Source organism: Arthrobacter sulfonylureivorans (genome assembly GCF_047607445.1).
GTDB classification, from domain to species: domain Bacteria; phylum Actinomycetota; class Actinomycetes; order Actinomycetales; family Micrococcaceae; genus Crystallibacter; species Crystallibacter sulfonylureivorans_A.
In genome coordinates, this window is record NZ_JBLKRT010000010.1 from 24,465 (window position 1) to 39,805 (window position 15,341).

At 66.2% G+C, this 15,341-nt stretch carries 16 protein-coding genes; 10 read left to right on the forward strand and 6 right to left on the reverse strand.

Translation table 11 applies throughout. The features are described from left to right. Positions 1–89 precede the first annotated feature (89 nt). Together rpsT and ACMX2H_RS06620 are read right to left on the reverse strand one after the other, a co-directional pair. Positions 90–350 carry a 30S ribosomal protein S20 gene (rpsT, locus tag ACMX2H_RS06615; protein ID WP_414959749.1) on the reverse strand — a complete coding sequence of 87 codons (261 nt, stop codon included), beginning with the start codon at positions 348–350 and terminating at the stop codon, positions 90–92. A 285-nt stretch (positions 351–635) separates the two neighbouring features. Further along, positions 636–1,298 (reverse strand): type II toxin-antitoxin system PemK/MazF family toxin, encoded by a 663-nt coding sequence (locus tag ACMX2H_RS06620; RefSeq protein WP_414959750.1) that lies wholly within the window; start codon positions 1,296–1,298, stop codon positions 636–638. Positions 1,299–1,494: 196 nt separating this feature from the next. Here ACMX2H_RS06620 and lepA point away from each other — a divergent pair, with 196 nt between their 5' ends. Further along, the gene (gene lepA, locus ACMX2H_RS06625) at positions 1,495–3,348 is read left to right on the forward strand and encodes a translation elongation factor 4 (protein ID WP_414959751.1); all 1,854 of its coding nucleotides are present in this window, start codon (positions 1,495–1,497) and stop codon (positions 3,346–3,348) included. Positions 3,349–3,389: 41 nt separating this feature from the next. Continuing rightward, entirely contained in the window at positions 3,390–4,619 is a 1,230-nt protein-coding gene (gene hemW, locus ACMX2H_RS06630; protein WP_414959752.1) for a radical SAM family heme chaperone HemW, read from the forward strand. Between the two features lie 6 nt (positions 4,620–4,625). Here hemW and ACMX2H_RS06635 read toward each other — a convergent pair whose 3' ends face one another. Further along, positions 4,626–5,195, reverse strand: a complete 570-nt coding sequence (locus ACMX2H_RS06635; RefSeq protein ID WP_414959753.1) for a TetR/AcrR family transcriptional regulator — start codon at positions 5,193–5,195, stop codon at positions 4,626–4,628. 54 nt (positions 5,196–5,249) lie between these two features. On the opposite strand from ACMX2H_RS06635, the gene ACMX2H_RS06640 reads away from it, so the two are divergent. Next, positions 5,250–5,750 carry a DUF4188 domain-containing protein gene (locus ACMX2H_RS06640; RefSeq protein ID WP_414959754.1) on the forward strand — a complete coding sequence of 167 codons (501 nt, stop codon included), beginning with the start codon at positions 5,250–5,252 and terminating at the stop codon, positions 5,748–5,750. A 212-nt stretch (positions 5,751–5,962) separates the two neighbouring features. Continuing rightward, on the forward strand, positions 5,963–6,340 hold the full coding sequence (locus ACMX2H_RS06645; protein WP_414959755.1) for a DUF1622 domain-containing protein: 378 nt from the start codon (positions 5,963–5,965) through the stop codon (positions 6,338–6,340). Between the two features lie 52 nt (positions 6,341–6,392). Here ACMX2H_RS06645 and ACMX2H_RS06650 read toward each other — a convergent pair whose 3' ends face one another. Together ACMX2H_RS06650 and ACMX2H_RS06655 are read right to left on the reverse strand one after the other, a co-directional pair. After that, entirely contained in the window at positions 6,393–6,815 is a 423-nt protein-coding gene (locus ACMX2H_RS06650; RefSeq protein WP_136785334.1) for a DUF4870 domain-containing protein, read from the reverse strand. 98 nt (positions 6,816–6,913) lie between these two features. Beyond that, complete coding sequence (locus ACMX2H_RS06655) at positions 6,914–7,756, reverse strand: DUF3097 domain-containing protein (RefSeq protein ID WP_414959756.1); 843 nt, start codon at positions 7,754–7,756, stop codon at positions 6,914–6,916. A 148-nt stretch (positions 7,757–7,904) separates the two neighbouring features. Here ACMX2H_RS06655 and hrcA point away from each other — a divergent pair, with 148 nt between their 5' ends. The 3 genes from hrcA (at position 7,905) to ACMX2H_RS06670 (ending at position 11,030) form a co-directional block, all read left to right on the forward strand. Then, on the forward strand, positions 7,905–8,924 hold the full coding sequence (gene hrcA / locus ACMX2H_RS06660) for a heat-inducible transcriptional repressor HrcA (protein WP_414959757.1): 1,020 nt from the start codon (positions 7,905–7,907) through the stop codon (positions 8,922–8,924). A gap of 67 nt (positions 8,925–8,991) precedes the next feature. Beyond that, the gene (dnaJ, locus tag ACMX2H_RS06665; RefSeq protein WP_414959758.1) at positions 8,992–10,122 is read left to right on the forward strand and encodes a molecular chaperone DnaJ; all 1,131 of its coding nucleotides are present in this window, start codon (positions 8,992–8,994) and stop codon (positions 10,120–10,122) included. A 2-nt stretch (positions 10,123–10,124) separates the two neighbouring features. Beyond that, positions 10,125–11,030 carry a 16S rRNA (uracil(1498)-N(3))-methyltransferase gene (locus tag ACMX2H_RS06670; protein WP_414959759.1) on the forward strand — a complete coding sequence of 302 codons (906 nt, stop codon included), beginning with the start codon at positions 10,125–10,127 and terminating at the stop codon, positions 11,028–11,030. A gap of 92 nt (positions 11,031–11,122) precedes the next feature. Here ACMX2H_RS06670 and ACMX2H_RS06675 read toward each other — a convergent pair whose 3' ends face one another. Next, positions 11,123–11,950 carry a GerMN domain-containing protein gene (locus tag ACMX2H_RS06675; protein WP_414959760.1) on the reverse strand — a complete coding sequence of 276 codons (828 nt, stop codon included), beginning with the start codon at positions 11,948–11,950 and terminating at the stop codon, positions 11,123–11,125. Positions 11,951–12,443: 493 nt separating this feature from the next. On the opposite strand from ACMX2H_RS06675, the gene ACMX2H_RS06680 reads away from it, so the two are divergent. From ACMX2H_RS06680 to ACMX2H_RS06690, 3 genes are read left to right on the forward strand one after another with little or no spacing between them, the layout of a single operon-like run. Further along, positions 12,444–13,523: a PhoH family protein gene (locus tag ACMX2H_RS06680; RefSeq protein ID WP_414959826.1), complete on the forward strand. Its 1,080-nt coding sequence runs from the start codon at positions 12,444–12,446 to the stop codon at positions 13,521–13,523. Next, positions 13,520–13,993 carry an rRNA maturation RNase YbeY gene (gene ybeY / locus ACMX2H_RS06685; protein WP_414959761.1) on the forward strand — a complete coding sequence of 158 codons (474 nt, stop codon included), beginning with the start codon at positions 13,520–13,522 and terminating at the stop codon, positions 13,991–13,993. The genes ACMX2H_RS06680 and ybeY overlap by 4 nt, the downstream gene beginning before the upstream one ends. 10 nt (positions 13,994–14,003) lie before the next feature. Beyond that, on the forward strand, positions 14,004–15,335 hold the full coding sequence (locus ACMX2H_RS06690) for a hemolysin family protein (protein WP_414959762.1): 1,332 nt from the start codon (positions 14,004–14,006) through the stop codon (positions 15,333–15,335). The last annotated feature ends 6 nt before the right edge of the window (positions 15,336–15,341 follow it).

The window sequence follows — 15,341 nt, forward strand, 5'->3', positions numbered from 1 at the left end:
CGAACAACCGGAAAAGGCCGGAGGCCGCCACCCTGAACGGGTGACGGCCTCCGGCCTTGGCTTGGTTCGGCCTGTCGGCCGGATGCGCTTTAGAGCGCGTTGACCTGCTTGGCCAGCGCCGACTTGTGGTTGGCGGCGTTGTTCTTGTGCAGAACGCCCTTGCTGACGGCCTTGTCCAGCTTGCGGCTCGCGGCAACCAGAGCGGTGTTGGCGGCTTCCTGATCGGCGGACTGAATGGCACCGGTCACGGCGCGGATAGCGGTCTTGAGCTCGGACTTGACCGAGTTGTTGCGCTGGCGTGCCTTCTCGTTGGTGAGAATGCGCTTCTTCTGGGACTTGATATTGGCCACGAAATAACTCTCTGTTGTTGAGGAACTTTGGTCTTTGAGGGCATTCGGTCCGGTCATTGACTGAGCGGCGTGGGGCACCGTAATGGCAACCGGCCCGAGGTGCCCGTCGACCTGCGCGGACACACAGCTATAAATATTAGCAGATCAGCGCCCGCGCCGGGCGAATGGTGCTTGGCCGACACGCCGGCCGCGAGTACGGGTGAACAGTGCTTGGCCGACATGCCGGCGGCCGGGCCGGGTGAACGGCGCTTCGCCGACACGCCGCTTGCGGTCAGTTCCAGGCAGTCAGTTCCAGCCGCGGCGGCGCATGCCCTGGGCGACCTTCTCGAACGTGGCGCGTGGGAGCACTGCGCCTTCGCGCCGCACTGCCTCCGGATCCAGCTGGAGAACACGGTCCAGCTTGATCTCACTGGGACGGCCCTGCGAGTCCCAAGCACCGGAGCCGATGTCTACGTAGTCCTCGTCCCGGCTCCGCGCGTTGTTGCGGTCCCGGGAAGTCATCATGAGCGCCAGCAGGCGGCCGCGGTGGTTCCCGATCACCAGGACGGGACGATCCTTCCCCCGCGAAAAGTCTTCCTCGTAGGGCACCCACGTCCAGACGATTTCGCCCGGGTCGGGGGAGCCGTCGGCAGCAGGGGAGTAGCTGATGGTCCCGGAGCCACGGTAGTCGCCGGGATACGGCAAGTCGGTGCCTCCGCCCGCTGTGCCGGTGCCTGTCATTCCGCGGCCCGCCGTGCCACCTCCCGCTGGGCCCTGGCCCGCTGTGCCGCGGCCAGAGCCCCTTCCCTGGGGCTGCGGACGGTTGCCGGTTGCAGCCCCGCGCGGCCGCGTCGAGCCGCCGGTTCCGGAGGCGCCGGGAACGCCGGTGCGGCCGGAGCCGGACAAGGCCCGGATAGCCCGGACAGCGTTGTTGAGGAGCCGATTGAGTCCCTTCGGGGAAAATGCCATGGCCCTAGGCTACTGAACGAAGGCTGCCGCAGGTCACTGACCATCACGGCAACACACCCGGCCATCACCGCAGTTCACCTTGGCGTAAAGGTGCGCGGATGCCGGATCGGCGTGGGACACTTATAGTTGAGCAAAATCTGCGTGCTGGTACCGGTGCGCATTGCCAGTCCGCTTGTCCGAGAGTAAGGAACCATCTGTGTCACCGATGGCCCGCACCGCACCGGTGCCCGCCGCCACCGATCCGGCGATCATCAGGAACTTCTGCATCATCGCCCACATCGACCACGGTAAGTCCACTCTGGCCGACCGGATGCTCCAGCTCACCGGCGTAGTTCAGCCGCGCGACATGAAGGCCCAGTACCTGGACCGGATGGACATCGAACGCGAACGCGGCATCACCATCAAGTCCCAGGCGGTGCGCATGCCTTGGGAACTCGACGGCAACAGCTACGCCCTCAATATGATTGACACGCCGGGGCACGTTGACTTCACCTACGAAGTCTCGCGGTCGCTGGCCGCCTGTGAGGGTGCCATCCTGCTGGTAGACGCCGCGCAGGGGATCGAGGCGCAGACGCTGGCGAACCTCTACCTGGCGATGGAAAACGACCTGACCATCATCCCGGTGTTGAACAAGATCGACCTGCCGGCCGCACAGCCGGAAAAGTATGCAGCCGAGTTGGCCAACCTGATCGGCGGTGAGCCCGAGGACGTGCTCAAGGTCTCCGGCAAGACCGGCGTCGGTGTCGAGGCGCTGCTCGACAAGATTGTCCGGGACCTGCCGGCCCCGGTGGGCGACCCCGATGCGCCGGCCCGCGCCATGATCTTCGACTCGGTCTATGACACCTACCGCGGCGTGGTCACTTACGTGCGCGTGGTCGACGGCAAGCTCTCACCGCGGGAGCGCATCCAGATGATGTCCACCAAGGCCAGCCACGAACTGCTCGAAATTGGCGTCAGCTCGCCCGAGCCGACCCCGTCCAACGGCCTTGGCGTTGGAGAGGTCGGCTACCTGATCACCGGCGTGAAGGACGTTCGCCAGTCCAAGGTCGGCGACACCGTCACCAACCTGGCCAAGCCGGCAGCCGAATCCCTCGGCGGCTACGCCGACCCCAAGCCGATGGTCTTCTCCGGGCTCTACCCGATCGACGGCACGGACTACCCGGTGCTGCGCGACGCGCTGGACAAACTCAAGCTCAACGACGCGGCTCTGATCTACGAACCGGAGACCTCCGCGGCCCTCGGGTTCGGCTTCCGCGTCGGCTTCCTGGGCCTGCTGCACCTGGAAATCACCCGGGAGCGGCTCGAAGCCGAATTCGGACTGGACCTGATTTCCACCGCCCCCAACGTGGTCTACGAGGTCACGCTGGAGGACAAGAAGATCCTGACGGTCACCAACCCGAGCGAATACCCGGACGGCAAGGTTTCCGAGGTCCGCGAGCCGATGGTCTCTGCCACCATCCTGGCGCCCAACGAGTTCGTCGGCACCATCATGGAGCTCTGCCAGTCCCGCCGCGGGGACATGAAGGGCATGGAATACCTCTCCGAGGACCGGGTGGAGCTGCGCTACCGGCTGCCGCTGGCCGAGATCGTCTTTGACTTCTTCGACAACCTGAAGTCGCGCACCCGCGGCTATGCCTCGCTGGATTGGAAGGCCGACGGCGACCAGGTGGCCGATCTGGTCAAGGTGGACATCCTGCTGCAAGGCGAACAGGTGGACGCGTTCAGCGCCATCACGCACCGTGACAAGGCCTACAGCTACGGCGTGATGATGACCTCAAAGCTCCGCGAGCTCATTCCGCGGCAACAGTTCGAGGTGCCCATCCAGGCGGCCATCGGTTCCCGGATCATTGCCCGCGAGAACATCCGCGCAATCCGCAAGGACGTGCTCGCCAAGTGCTACGGCGGCGACATCTCCCGCAAGCGCAAGCTGCTCGAGAAGCAGAAGGAAGGCAAGAAGCGGATGAAGATGGTCGGCCGCGTGGAGGTCCCGCAGGAGGCCTTCATCGCCGCGCTGTCGTCGGACGATTCCAAGGACAAGGCTAAGAAGTAGTTCCGCAGTGCTGAAAACAACGACGGCGGGGGCGCGCCTCAGTGCCTAGCGTCCTGCCCCTCGGGGATCCGGCCCCGGCCGACGGTCTGCTGCCTGCCCAGGCAGCAGACGGGGCGGAAAGCCGGGCCTTCTGCCTGTATGTGCACATACCGTTCTGCCGGGTGCGCTGCGGCTACTGCGACTTCAACACCTACACGGCCAAGGAGCTCGGTTCCGGGGCCTCGCAGGATGAGTACTCCGGCACGCTGAACACCGAACTGGACCTGGCGGCGCGCGTGCTGCGCGGCTCGGGCCTGCCCGACCGCCCGTTGGCCACGGTTTTCTTCGGCGGCGGCACGCCCACCCTGCTGCCGGCACCGGACCTGGCCAGCATGCTTGGCCAGGCCGGACGCTTATGGGGGCTGGAGCCGGACGCCGAGGTCACGACGGAAGCCAACCCGGACTCGGTGACGCCGGAATCGCTGAAGATCCTGGCCGACGCGGGTTTCACCCGGGTTTCCTTCGGGATGCAATCGGCCGTGCCGCACGTGCTGAAGGTGCTGGACCGCACGCACAACCCGGAACGCGTACCGCAGGCGGTGCAGTGGGCGCGCGAGGCCGGGCTCAAGGTCAGCCTGGACCTGATCTACGGCACGCCGGGGGAGTCCATTGCGGACTGGGAGGCCAGCCTGGACTCCGCCATCGCCTGCGGGCCGGACCATATCTCCGCGTACGCCCTGATCGTCGAGGACGGCACTAAACTGGCCGCGCAGATCCGCCGGGGTGAGGTGCCCGGCATCGACGACGACGACCATGCCACCAAATACGAGATAGCGGATGCGCGGTTGGCGGCGGCAGGGTACAGCTGGTACGAGGTGAGCAATTGGGCCCGTACTCCGGAAGACCGCTGCCGGCACAACCTCGCCTACTGGCGCGGCGACGATTGGTGGGGCGCCGGCCCTGGCGCTCATTCGCACATCGGCGGCGTCCGCTGGTGGAACGTGAAGCATCCGGCCGCTTACGCGCAGCGTCTGGCCACCGGAGTCTCCCCGGCAGCCGGCCGTGAAACGCTGGACCCGGGTACCCGGCAGTTGGAGCACGTGATGCTGCAGACCCGCATCATCGACGGGCTGCGCACCCAGGACCTGGGGCCGAACGGCAGGAAAGCCGTAGCCGGACTGATCGCGGATGCCCTCGTCGAGCCGGCAGCGGCCTTCGCCGGGACCATTCGGCTCACGCTCAAGGGACGGTTGCTGGCCGACGCCGTGGTCCGCCGGCTGCTGGAAGACTGATCTTCGCTAGCGTCCCAGTGAGCGGCCAATCTGCCTGAGGGCCGCAGCATAGGCAGCATCCCAGCTCCAGCCAGCCGCCGGTGCCCCGGCCAACTCCAGTGACACCAGCCCGTGGACCTGGCCCCACACGACGCCGACCATCGAGGCGATCTCGTCGTCCGCCGCTCCGGGCAGCGCGGCAGCCACGGCGCTGAAAAGCGGAGCAATCGAGGGTTCAGCTGCTCCCGGCGTCGGACGGCACGGCACCTGGCTGGCCAACGAACCGCCGAACATCAGGCCGTACAGGACCGGATGTTCCAGCGCCCAGCTTCGATAGGCCCAGCCCAGTGCTTCGAGGCCTGCAGCTGCAGCGCCCTGTTGGGAAGCAGCAAAGGAAGCGAAGCCGTCGTCGAGCACGGCTGTCAACAGTTCCGCCTTGCCCCCGAAGAGTGAATACACCGCCGTCGTCGACGTCCCTGCTGCAGCGGCAATGCTGCGCAGCGATACCGAGGCGGCGCCGTCGCGGGCAATCAGGGACGCTGCAGTGTCAAGCAGGCTGCGGCGCAGGGTCTCATCGTGGACTATGGGTCTTGCCATGGGACCAGTATTGCATAACACTGTTCTGTAACACTGTTATGGAAGGAAAAGCTCATGTCGGAACAAGTGCGCCCAGGACGTTTCACTGCCAGTCCCGAAGCAGGCCCGGTGACGGTCTTCCTGATCGGGATGCGGGCCAATCGGTGGTGGAAGATCGGGAAGTTAGCACGCGTGGGGGCGGCCATGCCCAGAATGCTGGCTCACTTGGCCAAGACGCCGGAGGCCGGATTGCTGGGTTACCAGCAGTGGTTCGGGCGCACCACGATCATGGTCAGCTACTGGAAGAGTCCGGAACACTTGCAGCGGTTCGCGGCCGATCGGTCGGCGCCGCACCTGGAGCCATGGCGCCGGTTCATGCGGGAGTCCGCCGGCACCGGGGACATCGGGGTGTGGCACGAGACTTACGAGACGGTGCCCGGCGGGAGGGAAAGCGTGTATAGCGACATGCCGGTCTTCGGGCTGGCAGCTGCCACCGGCCATGTTCCGGTCGGGGCGGGGTTGAACACCGCGCGCCAGCGTTTGGCAGCCGGCGCGGGCGGAGGGGACGCGGACTAGCGGAACATCCTGACCCGGGTGGCCGGGCCTCTGTCCATTGCGCCCCTCGTTCCCTGGGCGGACAATGAGGCCCAGCGATGATGCAAAGCTGCCGAGGCGGTCAGGTGCGTCAGGAACCACCGGTAGCCTCGGTGCCCTGCGCAGGATTTCCCGCCGAACTGCCGCTGGAATAGGACTGGTGCCGTGACGGACCGTGAAGGTCAGGGGATGCCATGGAGTTCGGGGAGATAATGGAGGCAGTCGGCCGCCTCATGGACGCAGCGGGAGTTGCAGCCATCGTGGCCGGCGCGGTCTTGGCTTCCGTGTTTGCCGTTCCGCGGCTAGTGCGGAGGCAGGCCGGAGTCTATGAGCAATTTCGCCGGTTTCTGGGGCGGTCGATCCTGCTCGGTCTGGAACTCTTGGTCGCCGCGGACATTATCAGAACCGTCGCCATCAGCCCGACGCTCGAAAGCGTGGCGGTGCTCGCCGCGATCGTGCTCATCCGCACATTCCTCAGTTGGTCGCTGGAGCTGGAAATCACCGGCAAGTGGCCATGGCAGGGCAGGGCCGCCCAGGCGCCGGGCACGCCTGCCGTGGCGAAGGACGAATAACCAGGGGTGTCCGGGAGTCTTCCGCCGCAGTGGCTACTCGGGCGGCGCAGACCTAGCGGAACAAGCGCAGGTTGTAGGTGTAGCGGTACGGCACGCCCCGGTTGCACTTGATGCCCGCGATCACGGAATAGACCGTGAGGAACACCCAGATGGCGGCGGCGACGACGGCAAAGATGCCGCTGACTGCCGGGATGACAATCAACAGGTTCGCCACAATGGCCACCACAGTGGGCGGGACGGTGAAGTTGAGCGCCTCTTTGGACTCTTGGGCGGTGAACGGTCCCCGGTCCTTGAAGATCAGGTAGATCACCAGCGACGGGAAACAGCCAAGGATTCCGCCGAAGTGCGCCATGGTTGCCCACTGCCGGTCCTCGGAGGGGGTCAGCGGCAAGGCGGAAGCCGACGCGCTCTGATACTGCGGGCGCGGTGCCGACTTGCGTCCCGGCTGCTGGTTGCGAGCAGAGTTCTCGGACACTTGACCTACCTTTGGAAAATCTGCTGATGGCTCACTGCTGTTCCTAGCCTAGCGGTTAGATCCTGCGGTCCGTTGCATACTGCGGCCGCAGAAACAGCTCAGACCGTGAGGAAATCGATGACTTCCTCTACCCGGCCCAACAGGCTGGGCTCCAGATCCGCATAGCTGTTGACGCTGCCCAGCAGCCGCTTCCAGCCGTCGGCCACGTCGATCTGGGTCCGGTGCGGCCAGCCGAGGCCGGCGAGGATGCCGGTCTTCCAGTCCGTGCCGCGCGGAACGACCGGCCACTGTGCCCGGCCGATCACCGAGGGCTTGATCGCCTGCCAGACATCGACGTAGGGGTGGCCCACAATCAGCACATTCCCGGCGGCCGCCGGAACGGCCATCGCGGCCTCGGCAATCCGCCACTCCTTGGAATTCGGCACCAAATGATCCACCAAGATGCCGAGCCTGCGCTGCGGGCCGGGGGAGAACTCAGCCACTGCCGCGGCCAGGTCGTCCACGCCGTGCAGCGGTTCGACGACGATGCCCTCCACTCGCAGGTCGTCTCCCCAAACCTTCTCCACCAGTTCGGCATCATGCTTGCCTTCAACCCAAATGCGGCTGGCCCGCGCCACCCTGGCGCGTTGGCCCTCCACCTTTACCGAGCCGGAGGCTGTCCGCTGGCGGACCGGCGCCTTCGCTGCGGCCGCGGGCGGAACAACGTTCACCGGCTCGCCTTCCAACAGAAAACCGAAGCCCAGCGGGAAGGAACGTATCTTGCCCCTGCGGTCCTCCAAAGAGACCAAATGCACGCCGCCGGATTTCTCCACCCGGACCACGGCCCCTACCCAGCCGCTCTGCGCATCCTCCAGCACCAGCCCCGGCCCGGCGGGGACCTCGCGCAGGGCCCGGGCCTTGGGAGCGGTGAGATCCTGGGGGCCCCAGCCGTAGCTGCTCATATGCTTCAAGTCCTTACACAGGTAGTACGTCCACGGCTCCGCCGCGAAGACAATGCTAACAACGGGGGCAACGTATTAGACTTAGCACTTGGACGTGTTGAGTGCTAACAACCCGTCATCAGGTTGAGCCGTAGACAGGAGGAGTGCAGTGAGCGAGGTCCGGAGGCTGGAAGTGCTCCGCGCCATTGTCGAAGACTATGTGCATTCACGGGAGCCAGTCGGCTCCAAAGCACTGGTCGACCGGCACAGCCTGGGCGTGTCTTCTGCCACGATCCGCAACGACATGGCGGCGTTGGAGGAAGACGGGCTGATTGTCGCCCCGCACACCAGTGCCGGCCGAATTCCCACGGACAAGGGCTACCGCCTGTTCGTGGACCGGATTTCGGACGTCAAGCCGCTCTCTGCACCGGAACGCCGGGCTATCCAGCAACTGCTGGACGGAGCCGATGACCTGGATGACGTGATGGAACGCACCGTGCGGCTGCTCTCGCAGCTGACCAACCAGGTGGCAGTGATCCAGTATCCGCAGTTGGGCGCTGCCAAGGTGCGGCACATTGAGTTTGTCTTGCTCGCGCCGCGTCGGGTGCTGGTGGTGCTGATCGCGGACAACGGCAAGGTGGACCAGCATGTTGCCATGCTGCCAGTGGACGTGGCGGAAGATACCTTGGCCACGCTGCGTACTTCCTTCCTGGCTGCGCTGTCCGGGAAACCGCTGGCTGGCGTGCCGAGCCGGCTGAAGAGCTCCGCGGTGCCGGCGGAGCCCGCGCATGCGCAGATCGTCGAAGAACTGTCTGTGACTCTTGCCCAGTTGGCCGCTGCCACCAGCGAAGAGCGGATCCTGATGGCCGGAACGGCCAACCTGGCCCGTTCCACAGTGGACTTCCCGCTGAGCATCGGCCCCATCCTCGAGGCACTCGAAGAACAGGTCATCCTGCTGCAGCTGCTCTCCGAGATGCATCAGGACGCGCACGGCATGTCGGTCAGCATCGGCCGCGAGAATCCGTACGGCTCGCTGGCCGAAACCTCGGTGGTCGCCACCGGCTACGGCCCCGGCGCCACGGCCAAGGTCGGCATTCTCGGCCCTACCCGGATGGACTACCCCACCACGATGGCGGCAGTGCGCGCTGTCGCACGCTATTTGTCACGGATACTCGCCGGCCAGCCCTAGGCCGCGCCCTGTCCGCGCCGGCCGTCGTCGCCGGTGAACCAATCTCCAGGAAGTGAAGTATTACAAGGTGAGCAACCACTACGACGCCCTCGGTGTCAGCCAGGACGCCTCGACCGAGGAAATCAAGAAGGCCTACCGCAAGCTGGCCCGCAAACTGCACCCGGACGTGAACCCTGGTCCGGAAGCCGCGGAGCAGTTCAAGCAGGTCAGCCATGCCTACGAGGTGCTCTCGGACCCGCAGAAGCGGCGCGTCTACGACACCACAGGCAATGAAAACGGCAACGACACCGGGTTCGGCGGTGGTTTCTCCGGGTCCGGCTTCGCCTTCCAGGACATCTTCGAGAGCTTCTTCGGTGGTGCCGGAGCGGGCGGCGGTCCGGCGTCGCGCACCCGCCGCGGCCAGGACGCCCTGATCAATGTGCGGATCGACCTCAAGGACGCGGTCTTCGGGGTGAACAAGAAGATCGAGGTGGACACCGCCGTGGTCTGCCCCACCTGCGATGGCAGCTGCTGCCGCCCAGGCACCAGCCCGCGAACCTGCGACATCTGCGGCGGCTCGGGCCAGGTCCAGCGCGCCGTGCGGTCCATCCTCGGTCAGGTCATGACCACGGCCGCCTGCGGCAGCTGCCAGGGCTTCGGCACGATCATTCCCGACCCCTGCAACGAGTGCAACGGCGAGGGACGCATCCGCAGCCGCCGGTCGCTGACCATCAAGCTTCCGGCCGGCGTCGGAACCGGAACCCGGATCCAGCTGGCCGGCCAAGGCGAGGCGGGTCCGGCGGGCGGACCGCAGGGCGATCTCTACGTGGAAATCCGGGTCAATCCGGACAAGAACTTCATCCGCGAGGGCGACGACCTGCACGTCACCCTCACTGTGCCGATGACCGCGGCCGCGCTGGGCACCGACGTCACCCTGGATACTTTCGACGGCGAACGCGAACTGAACATCAAGCCCGGCACCCAGGCGGGGGAGACCGTGACACTGCGGGGCCTGGGCGTGACCCACTTGCGCGGCTACGGGCGCGGCGACCTGCAGGTGCATGTGCACGTGGAGACTCCCAGCAAGCTGGACCCGGAGCAGGAGGACCTGCTCCGCAAACTGGCGCAGGCCCGGGGCGAGGAATACACCGAGGGCAAGCTGGCGTCCTCCGGCACCGGCGTCTTCGCCCGGCTGCGCGAGCGGCTCGGTAACCTCTAGGCGTGACCAGCCACCTGTTTTTTACCGCTCCAGGGGAGCTTGACGCGGTTGTCCCCGGCGACAGCTTCACGCTGACCGGGGACGAGGCGCGGCATGCCGTCACGGTGAAGCGGATCGAGCCCGGCGAGCCGGTCGACCTTGCCGATGGCCGGGGCCGCCGGCTGGTCGGCGAGGCAATCTCCGGCGGAGCCGGCGAACTCACCGTCCGCGCCCTGCGGATCCTGCAGGAGCCGGACCCCAACCCGGAATTGGTGCTGGTGCAGGCGCTGGCCAAGGGCAACCGCGACGAACTGGCGATCGAGGCGGCCACCGAGCTCGGCGTCGACGTCGTGGTCCCGTGGCAGGCCGAACGCAGCATCGTGCGGTGGAAAGCAGACAAGGCGACCAAGGGCGTCGCCAAGTGGCAAATGGCGGTCCGGGCGGCCGCCAAGCAATCACGGCGGGCACGCGTACCGGACGTGGAATCGCTGGTGGAACGGTCCGGGCTGTGCGCCATGATCCGCTCCAGCCGGTTGTCGCTGCTGCTGCACGAAGACGCCGCAGGCAGCGTGGCCGACGCCGTGCACGGCGCGGACTTGGGCCCGGGCCCGTCCCGTGCTGAATACAGGGGCAAGAACGACGGCGGTGCCTCGCCGGCTGATGGTTCCTCGCCTGATGGCGGAGCCACACGCGACGGCGGCCCCTCGTCCGCTGCCGCCAGCGTCGGCAGGGCGTCGCCCGGCGACGGCCGTATGGACCGGGTGCTGATGATTGTGGGCCCCGAAGGCGGAATCAGCCAGGCGGAAGTGGACGCGATGCTGGACGCCGGGGCGGTGGCCGTGCGGCTGGGGCCTCACGTCCTGCGTTCCTCCACCGCAGGACCGGCCGCCCTGACCTTGCTCAGCGAGATGTTGGGCCGCTGGCGGTAGACCAACCGGCTGTTCGGCCGCATTTAGTGGCGGCCGCGGTCTACTTGATTGTGAAGACCCTGCTGTCGGTGTTCCAGCGTGGCGGCCGCGGTCTACTTGATCGTGAAGACCTTGCTGTCCGCGTTTTGCCGCTCTTCGGTCCGCCCGCTGACGTCCTCGTGGAAGACGTAGAGCTCGTAGGTGCCCGGATCCAGTTTCTGGCTGAATTTGTACTCGCCGATTTCGCCCGCGGGCGCGTCAACGGAAACCGTTCCGGCCTTGACCAGCTTGCCTTCCGACGGTTTGTCGAGGTCGGTAATCCGGAAGATCTGCCAGCGCAGCTGCGATTCGAAGGCGACGCCTCGGCCGAATACCTCGACGCGTCCTTCGGACGTGACGCCCTGGGCCGGGTCGATGATCCACACCGGGGCGGCCAGGCTGCCGTCGCGGGACATGGGTTCGCCCAGCGTGACATGGCCGAAGGCTTTGTAGCCGTGGTGGCCGTCCACCAGGATCACTACCTCGAGCGGATTATCCGCGTTGCTGAGCCCGGCGTTGGCCGCGGCCGCGGTGGCGGTATAAACCAGCTGCTGCACGGCGCGTTCGGCGATGCCGGCATCCACACGGCGTTTGAAGGCATCCGAGGAGATGTCCAGCGTGATGACCGAGCCGTTGGTGATGGACGCGCCGACCTTGGTGGCGGGGCTGAGCGGATTGAAGTAGTCCGGATCCAGGGGTTGTTGGCGGGTCAAGGCCGCCACCGCCGTCGTAATGGGGTCTCCGAGGTTTTCTGCTTCACGGTATTCGCGGTACAGGAACACGTTGTCCGCGTTCGTGCCCAGCCAGTACAGCGGGGAGAGCTCGGAGGAGCGCAGCGTCTCCACGGGTGCGCTGGAGACCAGCGGGCTGCTGGCGGCGGTGGATGCCGTGGGGACAGGCATGGAGGTCTGCCCGCCGCTGGCAGTACCTTGGGGTGTGCAACCGAGCAGCACCAGCGAGGATGCGGTAACCAGCGCCAGCCACGCGCCGAAGCGGCGTGCCGGGACCGAGCCCGAAGGCTGTCGGAGCTGGTTGCTGGTGATGCCTGGTTCCCTTCTGGTAGGCCGTCTGATCAGTCGGAAAGACTGCGTAGATTCAGGGCAGGAAGCGGGGGCGTCCGTTTTCCTGCCCCACTAGCTTGGCATAGGGGAGGGGGGCTGATGGCTGCTTTAACCAGCCCTCAACCGGACTGATGCACGATTGATGCAGGATCGAGATCAAGGCGTTTTTCACCGCGCAGAGGACTGCGCGGTGCCCTGTGCCGTAGCATGTACCTTGTACCGTCAGGGCTGGAGCACCTCCGGCCCACCACTGGCAGCACCGCCGCCAGTACCGTCATCAGCACCGCGCGCAGCGCCCACCGAAGGAGCGATGAAAGGCCGCATCGGCCGGACTATGTCCCAATCACGCCTGGATGTCGATCCGCTGGGATCAAGCAGCCGTTCCGTCCATTTCGATTCGCCGGAACACATGGTGAGGGCGCTCGGTGCCCATGATGAGGTGCTGCAGGTCATTGAGGCCGAGTTCAGCGACGTGAACCTCCATGTGCGCGGCAACGAGCTCTCCATTTCCGGCCCCGCCGACGCAGTCCAACTCACGCTGAACCTGGTCGAAGAGATCCGTGCGCTGGCCGCCAAGGACACCCGGATCACGCCGCAGGTGGTTGCCCAGTTGCTGCGCATGCTCGGCGAACAGACTGCGCAACGACCGGCCGAAGTGCTCACGCTGAACATCCTGTCTTCGCGCGGCCGCAACATCAGGCCCAAGACGCTCAACCAGAAGAACTACGTTGAGGCCATCGACAACCACACAGTGGTTTTCGGCATCGGTCCGGCCGGCACCGGAAAGACGTACCTGGCGATGGCCAAGGCCGTGCAGGCCTTGCAGCACAAAGAGGTCAACCGGATCATCCTGACCCGTCCAGCCGTTGAGGCAGGGGAGCGGCTGGGCTTCCTTCCGGGCACGCTCAACGACAAGATCGATCCGTATCTGCGCCCGCTCTACGACGCGCTGCACGACATGATGGATCCGGAATCGATTCCGCGCCTGATGGCGGCCGGCACCATTGAGGTGGCGCCGCTGGCCTACATGCGCGGCCGCACGCTGAACGACGCCTTCATCATCCTGGACGAGGCGCAGAACACCACGCCGGAACAGATGAAGATGTTCCTCACCCGGCTGGGCTTTGGCTCCAAGATGGTGGTGACCGGCGACGTCACGCAGATCGACCTGCCCGGCGGCACCAGCTCCGGCTTGAAGGTGGTCAGCGAAATCCTGGAAGGTGTCGAGGACGTTCGCTTCTCCCAGCTCGATGCCACCGACGTGGTCCGGCACCGGTTGGTCAGCGACATTGTGACGGCCTACAGCCGCTGGGACGAGCGCCGTCGCAGCGCGGTCGGGCGCATCCCGCACCGCACCCCGCCCGCGCGGCGGAAGACTGAAGCGGAAGGCCCGAGCCCGGAGCGTGGAGCATGAGCATCGAGGTCAATAACGAATCGACCATCGCGGCGGACGAAGAAGAGCTGGTGCGGCTGGCACGGTTCGTGCTGGATTCGCTCTACGTGCATCCGGAAGCCGAGCTGTCCATCATCATGGTGGACACCGAGGCGATGGAACGGCTGCACATCGAATGGATGGACGAGCCGGGTGCCACCGACGTGCTGTCCTTACCGATGGATGAGCTGCGTCCCGGTACCGCGATGAAGCCCGGCCCGGCCGGCGTGCTCGGCGATATTGTGATCTGTCCGCAGGTTGCGCAGGAGCAGGCGCAGAAGGCGGGCCACGGGCTGCTGGACGAAATGCTGCTGCTGACCACGCACGGCATCCTGCATCTGCTCGGCTTCGACCACGCGGAGCCGGCCGAAAAGGAAGAGATGTTCGGCCTCCAGCGCCAGCTCCTCTCCTCCTTCACGGGCAAGGCCGCCCCCACCGAAACCACGCTGTAGAGACGCGACGATGCTCTGGGTTCTTGCCGGCATGACGCTGGCTTTTATACTTGTCGCCGGCGCGCTCACCGCCGCCGAGGCAGCGTTCACGTATTTGCCGCGCCACGACGCCGAACATTTGCTGCGGTCCGGACGGAGCCGCAGCCTGCGCGTCATCCTGGCCTCGCCGGCGGCGCACATGCATGCGCTGCGTTTCTGGCGGGTCTGGTTCGAGATGGCCGCCGCCGTAGCCATCGCGCTGCTCTTTCACGATCTGCTGGACAACATCTGGTTGGCGGGTCTGCTCGCCACCGCCACCATGGCCGGCGTCGGGTTCGTGCTGGTCGGGGTGTCGCCGCGCCAACTGGGCCGGATGCATGCCAGCGCCGTGGTGCTCTCCACCGCGTTGCTGGTCCGGATGCTGTGCGCGGTGCTGGGGCCGGTGCCGCAGTGGCTCGTGCGGCTGGGCAGCGCGGTTGCGCCGAACGCGCCCCGGGCCGACGCCGCGTTCTTCACCGAAGAAGAGTTCCGCGAACTGGTGGACCGGGCCAATGAATCGGACATGATCGAGGACACGGAAGCGGAACTGATCCACTCGGTCTTTGAACTGGGCGACACCAAGGTCAGGTCGGTGATGGTGCCGCGCACGGACATGCTGAGCATCGATTCCGGCTCCACCCTGCAGGAGGCCATGACGCTGTTCCTGCAGTCCGGCTACTCGCGCATCCCGGTGATCATGGACACCGCCGACCAGGTCCGCGGCATCCTCTATCTGAAAGACGTCGCTGCCCGGATCCACGGGAGGGCCGACCACGGCGCCGGCATCCTGGTGGATCAGATCTGCCGCGAGGTCCGCTATGTGCCGGAGTCCAAGGCGGTGGGGGAGTTGCTGCAGGAAATGCAGCGCGAGTCCACGCATGTGGCGATCGTGATCGACGAGTACGGCGGAACCGCCGGCCTGGTCACGCTGGAGGACTTGATCGAAGAGATCGTCGGCGAAATCGTCGACGAGTATGACACCGAGCGCCCCGAGATCGAAGCGCTGCCGGACGGACGGTTCCGCGTCAGCGCCCGCGCCGGCATCGACGACGTCGGTGAACTGTTCGGCCTGGAGCTGGACGATGAAGAGGTGGACACGGTCGGCGGGCTGCTGGCCAAAAGCCTGGGCCGGGTGCCGATCGTGGGCAGCGAAGTCCTGCTGGACGGCCTGCATCTGCGGGCGGAGCGGCTGGAGGGACGGCGCAACCGCGTCAGCCACGTGCTGGCCTGGTACGACGTGCCGCCCGAAGCGCAGACCAGCCACGACGACGGAGCTGCCGCGACTGACACCGCGCGCCTGCCCGGGACTGAGAGGGAACGATGACAGAGA

What these genes read in the sequence shown, in the direction of transcription:
- ACMX2H_RS06620 (WP_414959750.1), bottom strand. Translation starts at nt 1,298, where the DNA reads ATGGCATTTTCCCCGAAGGGACTCAATCGGCTCCTCAACAACGCTGTC.
- ACMX2H_RS06635 (WP_414959753.1), bottom strand. Translation starts at nt 5,195, where the DNA reads ATGGCAAGACCCATAGTCCACGATGAGACCCTGCGCCGCAGCCTGCTT.
- ACMX2H_RS06640 (WP_414959754.1), top strand. Translation starts at nt 5,250, where the DNA reads ATGTCGGAACAAGTGCGCCCAGGACGTTTCACTGCCAGTCCCGAAGCA.
- ACMX2H_RS06645 (WP_414959755.1), top strand. Translation starts at nt 5,963, where the DNA reads ATGGAGTTCGGGGAGATAATGGAGGCAGTCGGCCGCCTCATGGACGCA.
- ACMX2H_RS06655 (WP_414959756.1), bottom strand. Translation starts at nt 7,756, where the DNA reads ATGAGCAGCTACGGCTGGGGCCCCCAGGATCTCACCGCTCCCAAGGCC.
- ACMX2H_RS06675 (WP_414959760.1), bottom strand. Translation starts at nt 11,950, where the DNA reads ATGCCTGTCCCCACGGCATCCACCGCCGCCAGCAGCCCGCTGGTCTCC.
- ACMX2H_RS06680 (WP_414959826.1), top strand. Translation starts at nt 12,444, where the DNA reads ATGTCCCAATCACGCCTGGATGTCGATCCGCTGGGATCAAGCAGCCGT.
- ybeY (WP_414959761.1), top strand. Translation starts at nt 13,520, where the DNA reads ATGAGCATCGAGGTCAATAACGAATCGACCATCGCGGCGGACGAAGAA.
- ACMX2H_RS06690 (WP_414959762.1), top strand. Translation starts at nt 14,004, where the DNA reads ATGCTCTGGGTTCTTGCCGGCATGACGCTGGCTTTTATACTTGTCGCC.